This window comes from Roseospira visakhapatnamensis, assembly GCF_014197915.1.
Taxonomy (GTDB): Bacteria; Pseudomonadota; Alphaproteobacteria; order Rhodospirillales; family Rhodospirillaceae; genus Rhodospira; species Rhodospira visakhapatnamensis.
In genome coordinates, this window is the sequence record NZ_JACIGK010000007.1 from 102,178 (window position 1) to 122,223 (window position 20,046).

Below are 20,046 nucleotides of genomic sequence, written 5' to 3' on the forward strand. Positions count from 1 at the left end.
ATGGACCCGTTCCTCGCCGCCCTGCCGCTGGTTCTCGACCCGGTCATCGTGCTGTCGATGGTGGCCGGGGTGGCGGCGGGCATCGTGCTGGGCGCCCTGCCCGGCCTGACCGCCACCCTGGGCATCGCCGTGCTGCTGCCGTTCACCTATGGCATGGCGCCGATCAACGCGCTCGCCCTGATGGCCGGCCTCTACAACGGCGCCATGTACGGCGGCGCCATCCCGGCCATCCTGGTCGGCATACCGGGCACGCCCTCGGGCGTGGCCACCACCTTCGACGGCGTTCCGATGGCCCGGACCGGGCGGGCGCGCCTCGCGCTTCAGGTGGCGCTGCTGTCCTCGGCGCTGGGGTCGTTCCTGAGCGCCCTGTCGCTGATCCTGCTGGCGCCGGTGCTGGTGCGCTTCGCCCTGCACTTCGGGCCGGCCGAATATTTCTGGGTGGCGGTTTTCGGCCTGACCTCGATCGCCATGCTGATGTCGGGCGATCCCCTCAAGGGACTGGTCTCGGCCATCCTCGGGGTGCTGGTGGGCCTGGTCGGCATCGACCCGATCAGCGGACAGGAGCGCCTGACCCTCGGCCTCGACGCCCTGGCCGGCGGCGTCAACCTGATCATTCTGCTGACCGGCCTCTACGCCGTGCCGCCGGCGCTCGACCTGTTGCTGACCGCCCGGCGCCGCGCCGCCGGCGACCCCGACGCCGGGGCCGGCGCCGGACGCGAAGTCGGGGCCGGCGCGGGTCCCGGCCTGTCCTGGCGCCTGGTGTCCGGGCTGGTGCCGACCTGGCTGCGGTCCGGCCTTCTGGGGATCATCATCGGCATCATCCCCGGGGCCGGCGGCAATCTGGCGAGCTTCCTGAGCTGGACCCAGGAGCGGCGCTGGGTGCGCCGCGACAACCGGTTCGGCGAGGGCGACCCGCGCGGCGTGGCGGCCTCGGAGTGCGGCAACAACGCCGACAACGCCGCCGCCATGATCCCCGCCCTGACGCTGGGCGTGCCCGGTAATTCGGTGGCCGCCATGATCCTGGGCGGCCTGATGATCCACGGCCTGCAGCCGGGGCCGGCCCTGTTCCGCAACAATCCCGAGATCGTGCACGGGTTCATGTGGGAAATGCTGCTCACCGCGCCCATCCTGCTGATCGTCGGCGTGCTGGGCGCCGGCCTGTTCGCGCGGGCGATGCGCATTCCGCCCGCCGTGATGGCGCCCATGATCCTGGTGGTCACCACCATCGGCGCCTACGCCACCCAGAACGCCATGAGCGACGTCTGGATCATGCTCGGCATCGGCGGCGTCGGCGTGATGCTCACGCGCGCCGGATTCCCCCTGGCCCCGATCATCATCGGGGCCATCCTGGGGCCGATGGCGGAAAGCAATGCCCGGCGGGCGGTGCTGCTGATGACCGGCGACGCGACGATCCTGGTCGGCTCGCCCATCACCTGGGTCCTGATCGCCATGACCGGGGCCGTGGTCCTGGTGCCGCTGGCGCGGCGCCTGCGCCGCCGGCACCCGCGCCGGGAGACGCGCCCCGCGCCGTGAGGCGGTCCCGGACGGGCGCGGCACTCACACCATCGCGGACGCCCATTCCAGGCGCCATCACACAGAGATGCCGGTTCTCCGCCATGGGCCGACACCCCGCCGGCGTGGCGTCCAGGCCAGGACACGGGGGGGACCCGGAACACTTTTGGGGGTATTGCCCGGGTGGCCTCGGCGACGAGATATGGTACCATCATCCGGGTATCGCGCTATGGTAATCATTGCGTCCCGAATTCGTCATCAAGACGTGCTGACTCCCTGTTCTCCACCGCCGCGAAGGACACCAGGATCATGGCTTACGATCAAAACGCCCTGTCGGCGATCGAGGAAGACGCCCACGCCCTCACCCAGGCCGCGCTCGCCTTGTCCCGCGCCATCGAAAGCAACGACCGGGACACCCTGGCGGCGGCGCTGGACACGAACCTCAAGCTATGGATCGGCATCCGCACCCTGGTGTCGCGGGACGACAACCCGCTGCCCAAGGATGTGCGGGACAACCTGGTCCAGCTGTCCCACTTCGTGACGAAAACGACCTTCGCCGCCCGCGACGGAGGCGCGAAGAACGACCTGGAAGCGATGATCAACACCAACCTCCAGATCTCGGAGGGCCTGCTGGAAGGCCGCGCGCGCGCGACCACGAACTGACCTCCCCTGCCGCGCCCTGGGCAGGACGGCGCGCCGCCGGGCGACGCGCCGTCCGTCATCGGGCATCGTCGGACGCGGGGCAGGCGCCGGGGGGCACCGGTCATTCTCAATGACCGGTGGTATCAGACGCACTGTTCATCGGCGCGGGCCGCGGGTCTGGGCGCCATGGTCGCCGGCATGCGCACCGCCACCACCTGCCCCTTGACGCAGACCGTCCCCTCGGCGGCGATGGTGATGGCGACGACCACCTTGCGGTCGCTCTGCTCCTCCACCACCCCGCGCAGATCCAGCGGCCCCCCCAAGGGCGTCGGCTTCAGGAAGTCCACGTGCAGGGACGCGGTGACGAACCGCATCGGCGGGTCCGACCCCAGCGGTCGGCCCTCGGCCTGATAGGCCGCCGCCGAGGCCGTGCCGGTGCCATGGCAGTCGATCAGAGAGGCCAGCAGGCCGCCGTACACGAACCCCGGGATGGCGGTGTGGTGGCCCTCCGGCTCGAACCGGGCCACCGCTTGCCGGCCGTCCCAATGGCTCTTGAGCTGGTGGCCCTGGCTGTTCACGCGCCCGCAGCCATAGCAGTGGCTGAGATCCTCTGGGTAGGTATCCTGTACGGCCCTGTCGGTCATCTTTGATCCCCATTCGTTCCTGTTTTGGTTTTGTTCGATTCGAAGTCGAACCGTTTTACGTGTATGGTATGATAGAATACCTGTCTATCGTGTGCGCCGTGCCCCGGCACGGCCGCCGCCGACCACGCGGCGGATCCGGACGCCACCGGCCGCGGTCCCTCTCAGGGCATGAACTGTTCGGCCAGGATGCGTTCCTCCAGGTTGTGTTCCGGATCGAACAGCATGGTCACGCTTACGTCCCGGTTCTCGCGAACCTCCACCGTCACCGCGTCGCGCACCTCGGTATAGTCGGCCACGGCGCTGATGGGCCGCTTGCCGGCCTCCAGCACCTGGATGCCCACCCGGGCGGTGTGCGGCAGGATGGCCCCCCGCCAGCGCCGGGGGCGGAAGGCGCTGATGGGGGTCACCGCCATGACATTGGACCCCATGGGCAGGATCGGACCGTACACCGATGCATTGTAGGCGGTCGAGCCGGCCGCCGTGCACACCATCACGCCGTCGCAAATCAATTCGGGCAGGCGCACCCGGTCGTCGACACTGATGCGCAGCTTGGCCGCCTGGCGGGTCTCGCGCAGCAACGAGACCTCGTTGAAGGCCATGGCCTCGGATCGTACCCCGGCCTGCGTCTCGGCGCGCATGGACAGGGGATGAATGACCACCGGCTGGGCGGCCCGCAGCCGCTCGCGCAGGCCGTCCTCCTGATAGCGGTTCATGAGGAAGCCCACGGAGCCCTGGTTCATGCCGAAGATGGGAACGTTGTGATCCAGGTGGCGGTGCAGGGTCTCCAGCATGAACCCGTCCCCTCCCAGGGCCACGATCACGTCGGCCTGATCCGGGGGCACGTCGCCGTGACGCGCCCGCAAGGTGTCCCGGGCGGCGCGTGCCTCGGGCGTGTCGGCGGCGACCACCGCCACATGGTGCAGGGTCATGCAATCGTCCCACGACTGGGTGTGTTGCGCGTCTGATCTCAGCGGTCATTCACCATGACCGTTGACGTCCGTGGCCGGCCCGACTCGTGGCGCCGCCACCCGCGAGGCCCCGGATCGCGGCACAAGGCTCACCCGCGCCCGGCCGCCGCCGTTACCATCGCAGTCCGGGAATCGCCGCGATCGGCGCCAGGCCCTCGGCCGCGCACAAGGCGGCGACACGGTCCGGGTCGGGCCGTTCACCATAGGCGGACAGGCCCAGGGCCTCGGCGCACAGGCCACCGGTGACGAACACGGCGTCGATGCCGGCGGCGGCCGCCCCTTTCAGATCGGTATGCGGCCCGTCGCCCACCGCCAGCACCCGGCGCCGGTCGGTGATGCCCAGCCGCTCCAGGACACGATCGTAGATGGCCGGATGCGGCTTGCCCCGATCGATCACCGGCCCGCCCATCTCGGCATAGCGCGCCGCCAGGGCGCCGGCACAGATCACCCGCTTGCCCTCGCGGATGATCTCGCGGTCGGGGTTGGCGCAGATCATCGGCAGGGCGCGCGCCCGGCAGCGATCAAGACGCGCCTGGTAGTCGGCCACCGTCTCGCTGAACGACCACGGACCGGTGTTGAGCACGAACGTGGCCTCTTCCGGCGTCTCCACCTGGTCCAGGTCAAGACCCTCGAACATCGACCGGTCGCGGTCCGGCCCCAGGTGCCAGAAGCGCCGGCCCAGGGCCGCGAACGCCGGATCGGTGCGCGCCTGAAGGTCCTCGCGCACCGCGTCGCCGGACGACAGGATGCCGTCGTAGAGATCGGGGGCGATGCCCATGTCCGCCATGCTGTCGACGATGGATGCCGAGGCACGCGGCGCGTTGGTCAGCAGCAGGGTCCGCAGGCCGGCGGCGCGAATGGCCTCCAGCGCCTCGACCACGCCCGGATAGGCCGTGAGGCCATCATGCATCACGCCCCACAGGTCCAGAATCAGGCCATCCCGATCCGCCGCCACCGACTCCAGACCATCGAGAACGGGAATCCCCACTGTCACCGGGGGGCTCACGCCGCCTGTCCCCGCAGGTCGGCGCCGATGATCTCCTCGATCGACCCGATATCCTGCTCCCTCATGGCCTTGATCAGGTCCGTCTTGATCAGCGGGATCAGGCGATGGCCGCAATAGGCGAGCGCCGTGTAGAGCTGCACCAGACTGGCGCCGGCGCGCAGGCGCTCGATCACGTCGGCGGCGCAGTCCACGCCGCCCACCGACACCAGCGGCACCCGTCCATACAGACGATCGGCCATGGACCGCAGCCGGGCCAGCGACAACGCCTTGATGGGCATGCCGGACAGGCCCCCGGGCTGATCCTTGATCGGGTTGCGCAGCCCCTCGGGCCGGGTGGTGGTGGTGTTGACGCAGATGATGCCGTCCAGGGGGTTCTCCGGCTCCACGGCGACGCCGGCCAGATCGTCCATCTGGGCCTCGGTCAGGTCGGGCGACATCTTCAGCAGCAGCGGCGGAGCGTCGTCCGGCGTGGCGGCGCGCACCCGGCGGATGATGGCGCGCAGCGAGGCCGGATCCTGAAGCTCGCACAGCCCCTCTGTGTTGGGCGAGGACAGGTTGAGCACCATGAAGTCACAATAGGGATGCAGCAGCGCGGCCAGGGTCGCGTAGTCGGAGGCGGCGCGGTCGTTGGGCGTGTCGGCGTTCTTGGCCAGGTTGACGCCCACGAACCCCCGGTCGTCGTAGCGGACCCGCTTGGCGAGGCGCTGATAGACCACCACCATGCCCTCGTTGTTCAGACCCATGCGGTTGATGATCGCCCCGTCCTCCGGCAGGCGGAACAGGCGGGGCGGATCGTTGCCCTCCTGGGCGCGCGGGGTCACCCCGCCCACCTCCACGTGGCCGAAGCCCATGCGCAGGCAGGCGTCGGGCACCAGGGCGTTCTTGTCATAGCCGGCGGCCAGCCCCAGCGGGTTGATGAACCGCTTGCCCCAGACGGTGACCCCCAGGGCCGGGTGGTCGGGCGGCGGCAGGGTCGGCCCCATGCCCCGGGCCAGTGTCCGGACGCTCAGGTCGTGCGCCTTCTCCGCGTCCATCGACTTGAGGACGCTGAGGAACATGTCATCCACAACCTTATCCATAACCTTCATGGTCCCAGGTCTCCCGGCATCGTCATCAGTGGTGGGACCATCAGACGCCCCGCCCGGTCCTCGGCGAGGCGGTACGCCGCCAGCACCGCTTCCAGGGGAATGGTGCCATACAGATGGGGGAACAGGGCGCCGCCCCGGCTTTCCTCCCAGCGCACCTCGCCATCAACCCGGCGGGCATCGACGGTCAAGAGCATCAACGGACGCACACCGGCATAGTGCCGGCCCGCGGTTTCGGGCACCTGGTCCGCGCCGGACAGATGGATGAACCCGTCGGCGCGGTCCTGATCGGACCCGAGGAAGACTCCGACCGTCGCGGCCGCCTGCCAATCGTCCAGCGAGCACAGCCGATAGACCAGGCGCGGCGGCTCCTCCGCCGCTCGAACAGGTTCTGTGTCGTGCGTCATGGCCGGGAGCCTAATCCAGAACATCGGCCGGGGGAAACGGAAATGGGGCATGGCGCCGCGCCCGGACCAACCCGGGCGCGGCCTGTCTCTCGCCATGTGTCCTGCCGCCTCCGCGCCCGGACACGCCCCGCCCCCGGGGCGGGTGTCGAGGCGATCCGGACGGACCGTCAGGCGACGGCGGTGTCGTCGGTCCGGGAGGACGGCGGCGCGGCGCCCGGCGCGCTGGCGCCCGCGCAGCCTCGCGCGGCCTCGCGATCGGCCCGGGCGGCGTCGGCGCGGCTCATCTGGTTGCGGACAAAGTCATCGAACACCCATTGCGCCGGGCGCTGGGTCTCGAACGACACCTCCGGCGCCATCGGCCCGTCGGTGCGCACGCCGCGCAGGGCCACGCCCAGGGCCTTCAGCGGCCGGCCCACGGTGTCGGCGACGGCGGTGGCCTCATAGCCGCAGTGCATCATGCAGTTGGCGCATTTCTCGTAGCGCCCGGTGCCATAGCCGTCCCAGTCGGTGGTCTCCATCAACTCCTTGAACGTGGCGACGGACCCCTCGTTGAGCAGATAACACGGGCGCTGCCAGCCGAACACGTTGCGGGTCGGGTTGCCCCAGGGCGTGCAGTCGTACGTCTGGTTGCCGGCCAGGAAGTCCAGATAGAGCTGCGACTGGTTCCAGCGCCACTTGCGGCCCTTGCCCAGCGCGAACAGATCGCGGAACAGCTGCTTGGTGCGCTTGCGGTTCAGGAACACCTGTTGGGTGGGCGCGCGCTCGTAGGCGAATCCGGGGGCGATGGTGACCCCCTCCACGCCCAGATCATCGGTGGCGAAGCTGACGAAGTTGGCCACCCGCTCCACGTCCACGCCCTCGAACAGGGTGGTGTTGCAGGTGACGCGGAAGCCGCGCCCACGCGCCTCCCTGATCGCCGCCACGGCGCGATCGAACACGCCCTCCTGGCAGACGGCCTCGTCGTGATGCTCTCGGTCGCCGTCCAGGTGGATGGAGAAGGACAGGTACGGGCTTGGCGTGAAGTCGTCCAGCCGCTTGTGCAGCAGCAGCGCGTTGGTGCACAGGTACACGAACTTCTTGCGCGCGGTCAGGCCCTCGACGATCTGGACGATCTGCCGATGCAGCAGGGGTTCGCCCCCGGCGATGGAGACGATCGGCGCGCCACACTCCTCGGCCGCGCCCACGCATTCGTCCACCGAAAGACGCTTGTTGAGGATGCTGTCCGGGTAGTCGATCTTGCCACAGCCGGCGCAGGCCAAGTTGCACCGGAACAGGGGTTCCAGCATCAGCACCAGCGGATAGCGCTTGGTGCCGCGCAGGCGCTGCTTCATCAGGTAGGACCCGACGCGGACTTGCTGGATCAAGGGAACGGCCACGTTCATACCTCTTTGGCTCGGTCGGCGGGGGGGCGGTCGGCGCGCCCCGGGGGACCGGAGGGGTGGGATGCCGCGCGCTCGCGCGCCGCCTCGCACGGAGGGACCCAAGGCCCGGCGGGCGGCGGCGCGGGAGTCGAGAGAGTCAGGCGATGTGGAGATCGTGGCGGTCGCGGTTGGCGTCAACCGTGATCCCGCGCTCGCGCATGGCATCCGACAGGGTTCGCGGCAGCTTGAATTGCATATGCTCCTCGACGCCCTGCAAGGTTTCGGCGGTGGCCGGGGCCACCGCGTCGATGCGCGCCACCAGATCGCGCACCAGCCGCTCCGGGGCCGAGGCGCCCGCCGTCACGCCCACGACGGAAACACCCTGGAACCAGCCATCCTGGACCATCGAGGCGTCGTCGATCAGATAGCTCGGCACGCCCATGGTCGTGCCGATCTCCGCCAGGCGGTTGGAGTTCGAGGAGTTGCGCGCGCCCACCACCAGCAGCAGGTCGACCCGCTTGGCCAGTTCGCGCACGGCCGTCTGCCGGTTCTGCGTGGCATAGCAGATATCCTTGACGTCCGGTCCCTGGATTTTGGGGAAACGGGCCTTCAGGGCGTTGATCACGTCGCGCGTGTCATCCACGGACAGCGTGGTCTGGGTGACGTAGGCGACCAGGTCCGGATCCCGCACCCGCAGGCTGTCCACGTCCTCCACCCGGCTGACCAGGTGCACGCCGCCCGGGATCTGGCCCCGGGTGCCCTCCACCTCGGGATGGCCGGCGTGGCCGATCATCACCACCTCGCGGCCCTTGCGGGCCTGGTTCTGGCCCTCCCGATGCACCTTGGACACCAGCGGGCAGGTGGCGTCGATCACCGGCAGGCCGCGCCCCTGGGCCTCCTTGACCACCGCCTGGGGCACGCCGTGGGCGCTGAAGATGGTCATGGCGCCGTCGGGCACCTCGTCCAGTTCCTCGACGAACACCGCCCCCTTGGAGCGCAACGCCTCGACGACGTGCTTGTTGTGCACGATTTCGTGGCGCACGTAGACTGGCGGGCCATAGATTTCGATGGTCCGCTCGACGATCTCGATGGCGCGTTCCACGCCGGCGCAGAAGCCGCGCGGATTGGCCAGGATGACACGGAGGCGCGTGGGCATCTCCCCCGGCGGGGTGGCTCCACGCTCGGGCTCGGAGGACGTGACGACAGGATCCACGGGCTTGATCCTTGATGCGAGAAAGGCGGGGACGATCGCTCTATCTAGAATGCCCTGGCGCGGCAACGCAACATCCGGGTGGCCTTATCCCACCCAGGGACATTTGACCGAGACTGAATCGCAACACCTAGGGACCCCGTGCCACCGGACCCGTGGAGGAGGACGGCGGACGGAGGCAGGACCGGGACCCGTCCCGACACCCCGTCCCAACACTCGGCTCCCCGTCAGCCCGGCTTGCGCAGGTGCAAAATGCCCCAGGCCAGGTAGCCGGCGTCGCCGGCCTCGACCCAGTTGTCCAGCCCCACCAGCATGCGGTCGAGGTACCCCCGGCTGCACACCTTGGCCACCTCGTTGTAGCGCTCCCGCAGCGCCTCGGCGACGCGCCCGTAGTGTGTCGGCAGGTGCCCGGTCAGGTCGGTGATGGACACGACCTCGAATCCGGCGCGGGCCGCCGCCTCGCGATAGGACGCGAACGAGCCGAGGCTCTCCAGGTGGATCCGGTCGTACACCGGCTGCAGCACGCCGTCCGGCACGTCGTCGGCCTGCATGGGGTCGGTGAAGACCAGGTGACCGCCGGGCTTCAGGACGCGGAAGGCCTCCTCCAGCACCAGGTCACGGTCGCCGGCATGCAGGATGGCGTCTTGCGACCAGACCACGTCGAAGCGCTGGTCCGGCTCGGGGATATCCTCGAAGCTGCCGTGCACCACGGTCACCTTGCCGTCCAGGCCCTGCGCCGCCGTCAGGCGACGGTTGGTGGCGTTCTGCGTTTCCGAGATGTTCAGGCAGTGCACCATGCACCCATGTCCGGCGGCCAGGCGACGCGCCGCCCCGCCATAGCCGGCGCCGATATCCAGGACCCGGCTGTCGGGACCCAGGTCCACCCGCTCGGCCATGGTGTCCACGGTGCGGCGACTGGCGTCCTTGATGGTTTCCCCGGGTGTGTCCGAATACAGACCGACGTGGATGTCCTCGCCACCCCAAATCTGGTAGTAGAAGTTGTCGGCATCGCCGCTATCGTAGTACGTCTCGGCGATGGAGGCGATTTTCTTGAGGTCACGCTCGCCACGGTCGGCATCATAACTCTTCGAGGCCACGTGGATGAAAAAGTCGGGATCGTCTTCCTGGTAGGTTTCCTGGAAGTCCCCATAACTGCGAATGTGCTGGAACCCGGCTTCGCTCAGCAGGCGCCGCATGTAATTCTTGCGCAGCGGAAACATGTTCAACCGGTACTCGGACCCATCGGGAAACGCATACCGAAAGCGCACCAGGCCGGGATCCACGTGCTCGGGTTCGGCCGTGACCCGCTCCCCGCAATAGTAGTACTTGTGGGCACTTGAAAAGCCGCTGTCCAGGATGGCGTCGTAGTTGCGCTGATCCAGGATCAGGACGCCGTCATGCTTCAGGGCCGCATAGAACTCGGCCAGGGCACGGCGCCGGTCGCGCTCGTTGAACAGATGGGTGAAGCTGTTGCCCAGGCAGATGATGGCGTCGAACTTGCCTTGCAGGTCGCGATTCAGGAACCGCCAGTCCGCCTGGCAGGTGCGCAGGATCATGCGCTGATCCTTGGCGTTGTCGAACGCCTTGGCCAGCATGGCGGCCGACCCGTCCACCGAGGTGACGTCGAAGCCGGCGCGCATCAACTGCACGGAGTGAAAGCCGGTGCCGCAGGCGACATCGAGGATCTTGGCCTTGCCCCGGGCCTTGAGCACATCGATGAAGAAGCGCCCCTCGCTTTCGGCGCGCGCGCTCCAATCGATCAGGTCGTCCCATTTCTCGACGAAGGTCTGGACGTACTCCGCCCGGTACTGGTCGCTGTCGCGCACGGCGATGGGATCGTCGCCGTATTCCTGTCGGTCAGCGACCAGATCCGTGTTCCGGTCCCGGAAATCGACGGTTTCCATGATGGCGTGGTCCTTCTGTTCGGCGGCGGGTCGTGTGCCCGGATGCACGGCGCCGACGGAGTCGAACGCCAAGGGACACGCGCCGGTCCCCCCATGTCTCGCCCGGGGTTTGCGTTCCCCGAAGGACGGGCGGGCGCGTGCGGCCGTCCGATCCGAAGCCAATGGTGGCGTCGGTCGGGCAGCCCTCGGACACGGGGGTCCGTCGGTCGCGAGCCTGGGAACGCGAGACGCGCGACTCAGGGGCGCGTCATCGGGGGCCTTGGGGCTGTCCGGCGTTCCAAACACACCGTCATGACCACGGCATGTAACCTTGGATAGAAGCCCACGCCGATGCATGGCGGAGCACAGTTGAACGTGCTCCAGCGAGATCGGATGGCAGTGCGGACTTTTGGGGGATTGGTGTTTGTAGTTCTAGCCGTGTCCACAGTCGCCTGGTTACGACTGTAAAGGTACACCATGCCCCTGCCACAATCCAGGCTATTCTCATGTCTTTTTCGGGACACACCATATCCTAGATATACTCATTCCGGGACGGGCCGCGATCGCCCCGGCCCCGTCGGCGACGGGCCCCGGAAACCAGGCCATGGCGTGCCATCATCCGGCGCGAAACCGGCGCCGAGGACGCGAACGGCGGCGGCCTCGGACAGGGGCGCGGGGCTTCGGAACCGGCGGGGGGCCAAGACGCCACGGCGGACGTTAGCGGACCAGAACCAGGGACAGGGCCGGCCAGGCGTTGATGATGATCAATCCAACGATGCGCGTGGCGTAGAACGGCAGCACCCCGCTGACAATGGCGTGAATCGGCAGGGCGGTGATGCGGCTCATGACGAACAGGTTGAGGCCGATGGGCGGAGTCAGCGTGGCCACCTCCACCAACGCCGTCATGATGACCGCGAAGTGGATGGGGTCGATGCCCATGGCCGTGGCCATCGGGAACAGGATCGGTGTCAGCAGCACGATCATCGAGACACCGTCCAGGAACATGCCGACGAACAGCAGCAGGACGTTGACGGCGAGAAGGAACATCCAGGGCGCCACGTCGGCGGCCTTGAGCATGGCGGTGAGTTCACTGCCCAGGCCCAGGCGGGTCAGAAGCGCGGTCAGCAACCCGGCGCCCAGCAGGACGCCATAGATCATCACCGTCTGCATCACCGATTGCTTGCCGACGTCCCACACCGTGCCCACGCCCGCGGTGCGGTAGACCAGCAGGACCAGGACAAGCGCATACAGGGCCGCCAGCGCCGAGACCTCGGTCGGCGTGAAGATGCCCATGTAGATCGAGCCGATGATCAGCACCGGCATGAACAGCGCGCCCGAGGCACGCGGCAGTTCACGGCGGAACGTGACCCAGTCCGGGGCGTCCTGCTTGACGCCGAACCCCCGCAACCGACTGATCCAGACGGTGGTGAAGGACAACAGCATCACCTCCATCAACCCCGGCAGCAACCCGGCGATGAACAGGTCGGTGATCGGCATGCCGGTGATCGACCCGATCAGGATGAAGGTGAGCGACGGCGGGATCATCAGGCCGACGGTGCCGCACACGGCGACCAGCGCGGCCGAGAAGCGGACGTCGTAGTTCTCCTTCGGCAGCAGCTTCACCGCCGCCGGGCCTAGGGCCACCGTGCAGGCGACGCTGGAGCCGTTGACGGCGGCGAAGAACACGCTGGAGGCCGCGAGCGCGAGCGCGACGCCTCCGCGAAACACGCGGATGACCGACCCCACGAGGTTGAGGATGACCAGCGCCAGGTCGCCACGCGACATCAGGTTGCCGGCGAAGATGAAGAAGGGAATCGCCACCAGGGCATAGCTGTCGATGGACCCCCAGGCCATCTGGGCGATCAGCACCGGCGGGATCTGGAAGCTGAACAGCATCAGGGCGACGGCGATGATGCCCAGGGCGATGGCGACATGCACACCCATCGCCACCAGCAGCAGCAGGGCGAGAACGGACAGAGCGGTGGTCATGGCTCAGCGGACCCCCCCGTCGGCGACGGCCGGATCCAGACCCGGGTCCAGACCGGGATCCGGACGAGTCTCGATGACAGGGCGGGGACGGGAGTCGGGGACGGCATCGGCGGCGGTGACCGGCGCGACGGTCGGCGCCCGGGCCGTCGCGGGCTCGGACTCGGGATCGGGATCGGCCCCGTCCCGACGCGCGGCGCGGAACGGGTCCTCGCCCCGGGCCAGACGCGCCCCGCAGCCGATGAAGTACAGCCCGTACAGCACCGCGCCCACCGGCAGCACCAGACGCACCACCCACAGCGGCAGGTCGAGGTTCGACTCCGTGTACATGCCGATGCGGTACAGGTGCCGGACCTCGATCACGGACGCGTAGAGCAGGACGCCGCAGAAGGCCACGCCGACGACCACCGTCACCCAGCCCAGCGCCAGTTGCGCCCGCCGCGGCAGCGCCGTGATCAACAGATCCATGCGAATGAAATGGCCGCGCCGGCTGGCCACGCCAATGGACAGCAACATGCTCCAGACCACCAGATAGCGGACCAGTTCCTCGGCCCACCAGTGGCTGACGCCCCATCCGTAGCGGGACACCGCCTCCACCACCATGACCCCCATGGCGACCGCCATCAGGACCGTGGCCACGGTGAGCAGTCCGTGTGCCTCCACCCGTGTCCAGAGTCGAAGAAGGCGTCCCGATCGGGTGCTGACGGTCATGGTGTCTTCTCCCTCTCGGGGTCGGCGTCAGGTCCGGCGGCCGGGGCGGCCCCCATTTGCATGGCCCCCATTGCGTGGCCCCGTCACATGGCCATCGGCGGTGCCTCGTTCAGCCAACGGGTCCGGGTCTCGAAGGCATGGGACACCCGCAACAGAGCGGCCTCGTCGAACGGGCGCCCGATGATCTGCAAGGCCGTGGGCCCCCCATTGGAGGAGCGCCCCATCGGCGTCACCACCCCCGGCAAGCCCAGGTAGGACAGCGGCCGCGTCTGACGCGTGATGCGAGCCAGGGTTTCGCGCATCGCCGCGCCGGCGCCGACGTCCATCTCGGCCGCCGTCGGCGTGGTGATGGCCAGGGCGGGGGTCACCAGCGCATTGCACGCGCTCAACGGCCCCTCCACCATGGCGCGCAGATAATGCGCGCGAAGCTTGCGCGCCTGCAAGTGGAACACGGCTGGCGTGACCAAACCCTGCAACAATCGCGCGCGCACCTGTCGTCCGTACTGCTCCGGATAGGCCCTCAGGCCGGGCAGATGCTGGGCGGCCGCCTCGGGCGTCCAGGTCAGATCCGCCAGATCCGCCAGGGACTCATGGTCGGGCACGACCACCGCGATGACGCGGGCGCCCAGCCCCTCGAACACCCGGATGGCCTCTGAAAAGCGGGCCGCCACCTCGGGATCGAGATCGGCGAGGTAGTAGCGGTCCGGCAAGCCCAGGGTCAGCCCGCTCAGGCGGGCCTCGCCGTGGTCCAGCGCCGCCCGGAACCCCCCCGGGGGCGGATGGGTGTCCACCACGTCCATCACGCGGGCCACGTCCTCGGCGCCACGGGCCAGGATTCCGGGACAATCCAGGCTGGCGGACAGGCCCATCATGCCGGCGGTGTCCAGACGGCCCTGGGTCGGCTTGAGGCCGGTCACGCCGCAGATCGCGGCCGGCAGGCGCACCGACCCGCCGGTGTCGGAGCCCAGCGCCGCGAACACCAGACGCGCCGCCACGGCGGCGCCCGAGCCGCTGGAACTGCCCCCGGTGATGAGGTCGGGATTCCAGGGGTTGCGGCATCGCCCGTAGTGCTCGTTGTGGCCCGTCGGCCCCATGGCGAACTCGGCGGTATGCAGGCCCCCCAGGGTCACGCTGCCCGCCGCCTCCAGGCGCTCGATCAGCACCGACGACCGCGCCGGCACGAAGGCGTCCCGCGCCCGCGAGCCCAGGGTGGTCCGCCGGCCGGCGCGATGGAAGATGTCCTTGTGGGCCAGTGGCAGGCCGTGCAGGGCGCCGCGCTGGTCCGGGGGCAGGGCGTCGTTCTCGGCGGCGGCGGCGCGCGCGTGCGTCTCGTCCAGCGTCATGACCGCGTTCAGGCGCGCGCCCACGGTGCGCGCGCGGTCCAGCGCGGCCTCCGTCAGCGCCGTCGCCGTGACCCGCCCCTCGGCCAGCGCCCGCAGCGCCGGTCCCATCGGGCCTTTCAGCAGCCGTGCCGCGTCGATTCGGCGACCCTCGCTCACCGAACGAAGGCCTCGCGATAGTGCGCCATCAGCCGTTCGAAGGCGTCGGGGGGCGTCTCGACCAGCCAGTCGCCGTCGGGATCCCGCTCCCGGTCGGGTCCTGGAAGGGTGCGATCGACGATGGCGCGGGACAGGCCCTCGCGGGCGACCGTCACCAGGGCCGCCGCGCGGGCCGCCTCGTCCGCCGTGAGCGAGAGGCCCAGGCCCCGCGCCATCATCCACGCCATCGCCTCCGGACCGGACTCAGTCCGCGCAAGGAGTGTGGCCGTCTCGATCATCGTTGGTCTCCGTGGCGTGATGGACCGGCGATCCGCGCCGGTCGGCGGTCGCGCTGGCCTCGTTGGGACCCGGCCAGTCGCGGATGTCGTTGACCAAGGCACCGCCCACCGGCTTGCGGTCCAGGGTCATCTCGTAGCGGAAGCGGTCGGCGGGGTGGTGGTTCACCGCCAGTTCGATCAGCGTGCCGTCCTCGGCCACGTAGCACCGCTTGATGCGCAGCAGCGGCGCGCCCGACACGATGTCCAGGCGGCTGGCGACGTTGGCGTCGGCGGTGACGGCCTCGATCGACTGATGAATCTTGGCGACACGCACGCCGAAGCGACGTTCCAGCATGGCGTAGAGGGCGCTGACCTCGGCGCCGATCTCGCCCACCAGGGCCTCGAACGCGATCGGCATGAACACCTCGGTGTAGGCGAAGGGGTCGCGCACACCGGCCACCCGGCGCAACGCCGAGAGCCGCAACCACGGCTCTCCGGGCGTGGCCCGGAGCCAGGTGCCCAGGGTCTCGTCGACCACGATCTTATCCACGGCCAGCACATCCAGCCAGGTTGTCTCGGCATACTGCACGAGTTCGTCAAGCGAGGTGATGGAGTTGACGAAGCGCTGTTCGGGGTAGTGGGCGATGATCACCGAGCCGGAGCCTTGCCGGCGGGCGATCAGGCCCATGTCCTTCAGGTGACGCAGGGCCTCGCGCACCGTATGCCGGCTGGCGCCGAAGCGCTGGCACAGGTCGTGCTCGGTCGGCAGCCGCTCCCCCAGGGCATACCGTCCGGCGCCGATTTCCTCCACCAGGATGCGCATGATCGCCGGATAGCGGGGGCCGTCGCCCGCGCCGGCGCCGCCGCCGGCGGACATCGCGCTCAAGGGGCCGGCCGGGCGGCTCATATCGCCCCCACCGCGCGCAGGGCCGCGATGTCCCCGGCCGAATAGCCGTGCGCCCCCAGCACGGCCTCGGTGTCCGCGCCCAGCGACGGTGCCGCGCGACGCGGCGTATCGCGGGCGCCCAGGTGGATGGGCGGGGCCAGCATGCGCACCGGATCGCCGCCCTCGGCGCGCGGAAAATCGTCCAGCCGGCCCCGGTCCACCACGAAGGGATTGTCCAGCGCCTCGCAAACGTCCAGGACCGGCGCGACGGGCACCACGCCGCCCAGGATCTCCATCCACGCCTGCGAGTCGCGCTCCCCCAGCGCCTCGTCCAGCAGGGCGGTGACCAGCGCGCGGTGGTCCAGCCGGGCCTTGAAGCAGTCCAGGCGAGGGTCGGCGATCCACTCGGGATGCCCCAGCTTCTCGGCCAGCAGGGGCCAGAACTTCTCCTTGTTGCACATGATGAACAGCCAGCCGTCGCGGGTGCGGTAGAGCTGGCAGGGCGTCAGCGAGGGATGCGCGGAGCGCGGCTCGCGTCCCTGGCGGTGGCCGGCGTTCAGATACCAGGCCGCCAGATAGGTGAGGTTGTGCAGCGCGGTGTCGAACAGGTTGACGTCCACGTCCATGCCACGCCCGGTACGGCGCGCGCCCGTCAGGGCCGAGACCAGCCCGAGCACCGCCAGTTGCCCGGCCATCATGTCGACGATGGACACGCCGAAGCGGGCCGGCGGGGCGTCGGGCTCGCCGGTGAGGGACAGATAGCCGGCCTCGGCCTGCATCAGGAAGTCGTAGCCGGGCCAGCCCTTGCGCGGACCGTCGCGGCCGTAGGCCGACAGGTGGGCGCAGACGATGGCCGGATTGACGGCCTTCAGGTCGTCGTAGGTCAGGCCGAGCTTTTCCGGCAGGTCGCCGCGCAGGTTGTCGAGCACGGCATCGGCGCCGGCCACCAGGCGCTCGAACACCGCGCGCCCGTCCGGGTGCTTCAGGTTGAGCGTCATGCTGCGCTTGTTGCGGTTGAACGCCTGGAAGAAGTGGCTGTCGCCCTCGCCGAAAAAATAGGGGCCGATCTGGCGCCCCACCTCGCCCCCGCTGTCCGGTGTCTCGATCTTGAGGACCTCGGCACCCATGTCGGCCAGCAACATGGTGCCGAAGGGACCGGCGCCATACTGCTCCACGGCCAGGATGGTGACCCCCTCCAGGGGCAGGGACGGCGCATCGGCGGTGCTCATGACGGACTCTTTCCTTCTCCTGCATGGACGGCTCAGGCGGGGTGGCGCTCGACCAGACGCTTGGCGATGATGACGCGCTGGATCTCGTTGGTGCCCTCGCCGATGGCCAGCAGGGGCGCGTCGCGGTACAGCCGCTCCACATCGAATTCCTTGGAATAGCCGTAGCCGCCGTGGATGCGCATGGCCTCCAGGCTGTTCTCGATGGCCGCCTCGCTGGCGAACAGCTTGGCCATGCCGGCTTCCAGGTCGGTGCGCCGGCCCGACTCGAAGGTCCGCGCGGCCTTGTCCACCAGCAGGCGCGCGGCCTCGACCCGGGTGGCCATGTCGGCCAGCTTGAGCTGGATCGCCTGGTGCTGGCAGATCGGCTTGCCGAACGTCTTGCGCACCTGGCTGTAGGCCAGCGACTGGTCGAGCGCCGCCTGGGCGATGCCGACCCCGCGCGCGGCCACGTTGATGCGGCCCAGTTCCAGCCCGGCGCCGGCGCACTGCATGCCGGTGCCCTCGGTCTCGCCCACCAGCCGGTCGGCCGGCACCCGGTAGTCCTCGAAAATCAACTCGGCGCTGTCGATGCCCTTGTAGCCCAGCTTCTCCAGCTTGCGGCTGGGCCGGAAGCCGTCGCCCTTCTCGGCGATCAGCATGCTCATGCCCGCGTGGCGCGGGTCCGCCGTGGGATCGGTCTTGACCAGCAGGGCGAAGCAACGGCCGTGAATGCCGTTGGAGATCCAGGTCTTGGTGCCGTTGACGACATAGGCGTCGCCGTCGCGCCGCGCCGTGGTGCGGATGGCCTGAAGGTCGGTGCCGCAATCCGGCTCGGTCAGGGCCAGGCCGCCGCGCAACTCGCCGGTGGCGAAGCGCGGCAGGAAGTGGGCGCGCTGGGCCTCGGTGCCCTTGGTGGCGACGATGTGGGCCATGATGAGGTGGCTGTTGATGACACCGGTGATCGACATCCACACCCGCGCCATGCGCTCGATGATCCGGGCATACAGGCTGGGCCGCAGGCCCAGGCCGCCGTAGGCCTCGGGAATGGTGGCGCCGAACAGACCCAGGTCCCGCATGGCCGCGACGATGTCGGCCGGATAGACGTCGTCATGCTCCAGCGCGTGGGCATGGGGGGCGACCTCGCGCTCCAGGAAGCGGTCGATGCTGTCCAGGATCAGGCGGTCCTGCTCGCGCTGCCCGTCGGACGGGGACGCCTGGCGGTCGGTCACGGGATCGGGCATCGCGGGGTCTCCTTGGATCGCGGCGCGGTCAGCCAAGCGCCGGCTGCGCCAGCACGGCCAGCGCCGTCCGCGCGTCGGGGGCCTCGGCGAACGACAGCACGCCCGCGCGGACGCGCTCCGCCCGGGCGTCATGGGTGGCGGTGGCCGCGTTGCCGGCGAACTTCTCGATGATGTCTGTGTTGCTCAACGGGCGCTCCGCGCATCCCCGGTTCAGCGCCTCGCGATGCGACAGGACGCGCCCGTCGGCCAGACGGACGTCGAGCGCGCCGGTGTAGTGCCGGGGGAAGGTGGTCTCGGCATCGACGGCGTGGGACACCCGCCGCGCGAGCGCCTGGATCGCCGGATCGGCGCGCGCCGACTCGTCCAGTTCCGCCAGGGTCAGGCGCCGGCGAACCAGGGCCGCGGCCACCAGGTACGGAACGCTGAACTGGGCGTCGTAGGCGTTGGCCGGCACCTTCTTGTTGGCCTCGGGCTCGCAGACGACGGGGATCACCGCCTCGGGCAACATGGCCGTGACCTGGGCGATGTCGCTGGCCGCCATCCCCTGCTCCGCCAGGCGAGCGGCCAGCACCAGCGCCGCGTCGATGCAGCCGTGGGCGAAGTGGCAGGCCGGGTACGGCTTGATGGCGGTGTTCATCAGTTCCCACGTCCGGCCCAGGCCGGCGGTGACGGACGCCTGGTCGGCGCTGGACCCGTCGGCGCCCAGATAGAGCGTGAACAGTCCGTAGCGGCCGTCGTACGGCCGGGTGGCGCCGGTGAAGCCCTCGCGCGCCAGGGCCGCGGCGGTCAGGCCGGCGGCGGCGACCCAGCCCGGATGCAGGCGCTTGGTCCAGCCGCCGTCCTCCAGGAACTCCAGGCTGCCCGAGGCCATCGACAGGGCGATCCCCTGGGCGCGCACCAGTTGCGTGGCGGTGAGCCCGAACAGACGGCCCGCCGCCAGCGTGGCGCCGAACACCCCGGCCACCCCGGTGGGGTGGAAGCCCTGGCGGTGGAAGGCCCCCGCCCCGGCCATGCCGACCCGCGTCGTCGCCTCGACGCCGATGACATAGGCCAGCATCATGTCCTCGCCGCTGGCCCCCGCATGGACCGCCGCCGCCATCGCCGCCGGCCAGGCGCTGACGGTCGGATGCACGACCCCCCCCAGATGGGTGTCGTCGAAGTCGAGGCCGTGGCACAGAACACCGTTGACCAGGGCGGCGTCGCGGGCCGGCAGCCAGGCGGGCAGGCCGATCACCGGCACAGGACCGTCCCCGCCCAGGCCGCGTGTCGCGGTCAGCGTGGCGCGGGCGAACTCGTATCCCCCCGAGGCGAGCGCGATGCCGACCGCGTCGAGCACATGATGGTGGGCGCGGACGCGGACCTCGGCGGGGATGTCGCCCCAGCGCGTCCGGGCCGCGAACGCCGCCAGCCGCGCCGCCGGTTCGTCGGCGGTCTCATCCAGGGTCAACGGTCCCCGGGGGGGCGTGGAGGGTGGCGCGGAGGGTGGCGCGACAGCGGTCATGGTGTCCTCCCCGGAAAGAAGCCCCGCCCCGGCCCGGCC

Annotated in this window: 18 protein-coding genes; 2 read left to right on the top strand and 16 right to left on the bottom strand. The window is 69.7% G+C overall.

Going from position 1 to position 20,046, the window contains the following annotated elements:
- Nucleotides 1-1,533: a tripartite tricarboxylate transporter permease gene (locus GGD89_RS06265; RefSeq protein ID WP_184043265.1), complete on the top strand. Its 1,533-nt coding sequence runs from the start codon at nt 1-3 to the stop codon at nt 1,531-1,533.
- Between the two features lie 288 nt (nt 1,534-1,821).
- Nucleotides 1,822-2,175 (top strand): flagellar biosynthesis regulator FlaF, encoded by a 354-nt coding sequence (locus tag GGD89_RS06270; RefSeq protein WP_184043266.1) that lies wholly within the window; start codon nt 1,822-1,824, stop codon nt 2,173-2,175.
- A 122-nt stretch (nt 2,176-2,297) separates the two neighbouring features.
- Here GGD89_RS06270 and GGD89_RS06275 read toward each other — a convergent pair whose 3' ends face one another.
- The 16 genes from GGD89_RS06275 to GGD89_RS06350 form a co-directional block, all read right to left on the bottom strand.
- Nucleotides 2,298-2,798: a PaaI family thioesterase gene (locus GGD89_RS06275; protein ID WP_184043267.1), complete on the bottom strand. Its 501-nt coding sequence runs from the start codon at nt 2,796-2,798 to the stop codon at nt 2,298-2,300.
- A 161-nt stretch (nt 2,799-2,959) separates the two neighbouring features.
- Nucleotides 2,960-3,727 carry an NAD kinase gene (locus tag GGD89_RS06280; protein WP_184043268.1) on the bottom strand — a complete coding sequence of 256 codons (768 nt, stop codon included), beginning with the start codon at nt 3,725-3,727 and terminating at the stop codon, nt 2,960-2,962.
- Between the two features lie 151 nt (nt 3,728-3,878).
- A complete protein-coding gene (locus tag GGD89_RS06285) occupies nt 3,879-4,772 on the bottom strand; it encodes a TIGR01459 family HAD-type hydrolase (protein ID WP_425503021.1) in 894 nt (297 codons plus the stop codon).
- Nucleotides 4,769-5,860 carry a quinone-dependent dihydroorotate dehydrogenase gene (locus GGD89_RS06290; RefSeq protein WP_184043269.1) on the bottom strand — a complete coding sequence of 364 codons (1,092 nt, stop codon included), beginning with the start codon at nt 5,858-5,860 and terminating at the stop codon, nt 4,769-4,771. The genes GGD89_RS06285 and GGD89_RS06290 overlap by 4 nt, the downstream gene beginning before the upstream one ends.
- Nucleotides 5,857-6,264 (bottom strand): DUF952 domain-containing protein, encoded by a 408-nt coding sequence (locus GGD89_RS06295; protein WP_221238342.1) that lies wholly within the window; start codon nt 6,262-6,264, stop codon nt 5,857-5,859. The genes GGD89_RS06290 and GGD89_RS06295 overlap by 4 nt, the downstream gene beginning before the upstream one ends.
- A 167-nt stretch (nt 6,265-6,431) precedes the next feature.
- Complete coding sequence (hpnH, locus tag GGD89_RS06300) at nt 6,432-7,640, bottom strand: adenosyl-hopene transferase HpnH (RefSeq protein WP_184043270.1); 1,209 nt, start codon at nt 7,638-7,640, stop codon at nt 6,432-6,434.
- A 142-nt stretch (nt 7,641-7,782) separates the two neighbouring features.
- Nucleotides 7,783-8,781, bottom strand: a complete 999-nt coding sequence (ispH, locus tag GGD89_RS06305) for a 4-hydroxy-3-methylbut-2-enyl diphosphate reductase (RefSeq protein WP_184043331.1) — start codon at nt 8,779-8,781, stop codon at nt 7,783-7,785.
- Nucleotides 8,782-9,062: 281 nt separating this feature from the next.
- Nucleotides 9,063-10,811, bottom strand: coding sequence for a glycine/sarcosine N-methyltransferase (locus tag GGD89_RS06310; RefSeq protein ID WP_246422755.1), 1,749 nt, complete (start codon nt 10,809-10,811; stop codon nt 9,063-9,065).
- 624 nt (nt 10,812-11,435) lie between these two features.
- Nucleotides 11,436-12,707: a TRAP transporter large permease gene (locus tag GGD89_RS06315; RefSeq protein ID WP_184043271.1), complete on the bottom strand. Its 1,272-nt coding sequence runs from the start codon at nt 12,705-12,707 to the stop codon at nt 11,436-11,438.
- A gap of 3 nt (nt 12,708-12,710) precedes the next feature.
- Complete coding sequence (locus GGD89_RS06320) at nt 12,711-13,415, bottom strand: TRAP transporter small permease subunit (protein ID WP_184043272.1); 705 nt, start codon at nt 13,413-13,415, stop codon at nt 12,711-12,713.
- Nucleotides 13,416-13,498: 83 nt separating this feature from the next.
- Nucleotides 13,499-14,914: an amidase gene (locus tag GGD89_RS06325; RefSeq protein WP_343058547.1), complete on the bottom strand. Its 1,416-nt coding sequence runs from the start codon at nt 14,912-14,914 to the stop codon at nt 13,499-13,501.
- Entirely contained in the window at nt 14,911-15,192 is a 282-nt protein-coding gene (locus GGD89_RS06330) for a hypothetical protein (protein ID WP_184043273.1), read from the bottom strand. The genes GGD89_RS06325 and GGD89_RS06330 overlap by 4 nt, the downstream gene beginning before the upstream one ends.
- Complete coding sequence (locus GGD89_RS06335) at nt 15,158-16,078, bottom strand: GntR family transcriptional regulator (protein ID WP_246422756.1); 921 nt, start codon at nt 16,076-16,078, stop codon at nt 15,158-15,160. The genes GGD89_RS06330 and GGD89_RS06335 overlap by 35 nt, the downstream gene beginning before the upstream one ends.
- Nucleotides 16,075-17,286, bottom strand: a complete 1,212-nt coding sequence (locus tag GGD89_RS06340) for a CaiB/BaiF CoA transferase family protein (RefSeq protein ID WP_184043274.1) — start codon at nt 17,284-17,286, stop codon at nt 16,075-16,077. Before GGD89_RS06340 ends, GGD89_RS06335 begins: the two co-directional genes overlap by 4 nt.
- Nucleotides 17,287-17,318: 32 nt before the next feature.
- Entirely contained in the window at nt 17,319-18,506 is a 1,188-nt protein-coding gene (locus tag GGD89_RS06345; RefSeq protein WP_184043275.1) for an acyl-CoA dehydrogenase family protein, read from the bottom strand.
- A 28-nt stretch (nt 18,507-18,534) separates the two neighbouring features.
- The gene (locus GGD89_RS06350) at nt 18,535-20,007 is read right to left on the bottom strand and encodes an MmgE/PrpD family protein (RefSeq protein ID WP_184043276.1); all 1,473 of its coding nucleotides are present in this window, start codon (nt 20,005-20,007) and stop codon (nt 18,535-18,537) included.
- Nucleotides 20,008-20,046: the final 39 nt, after the last annotated feature.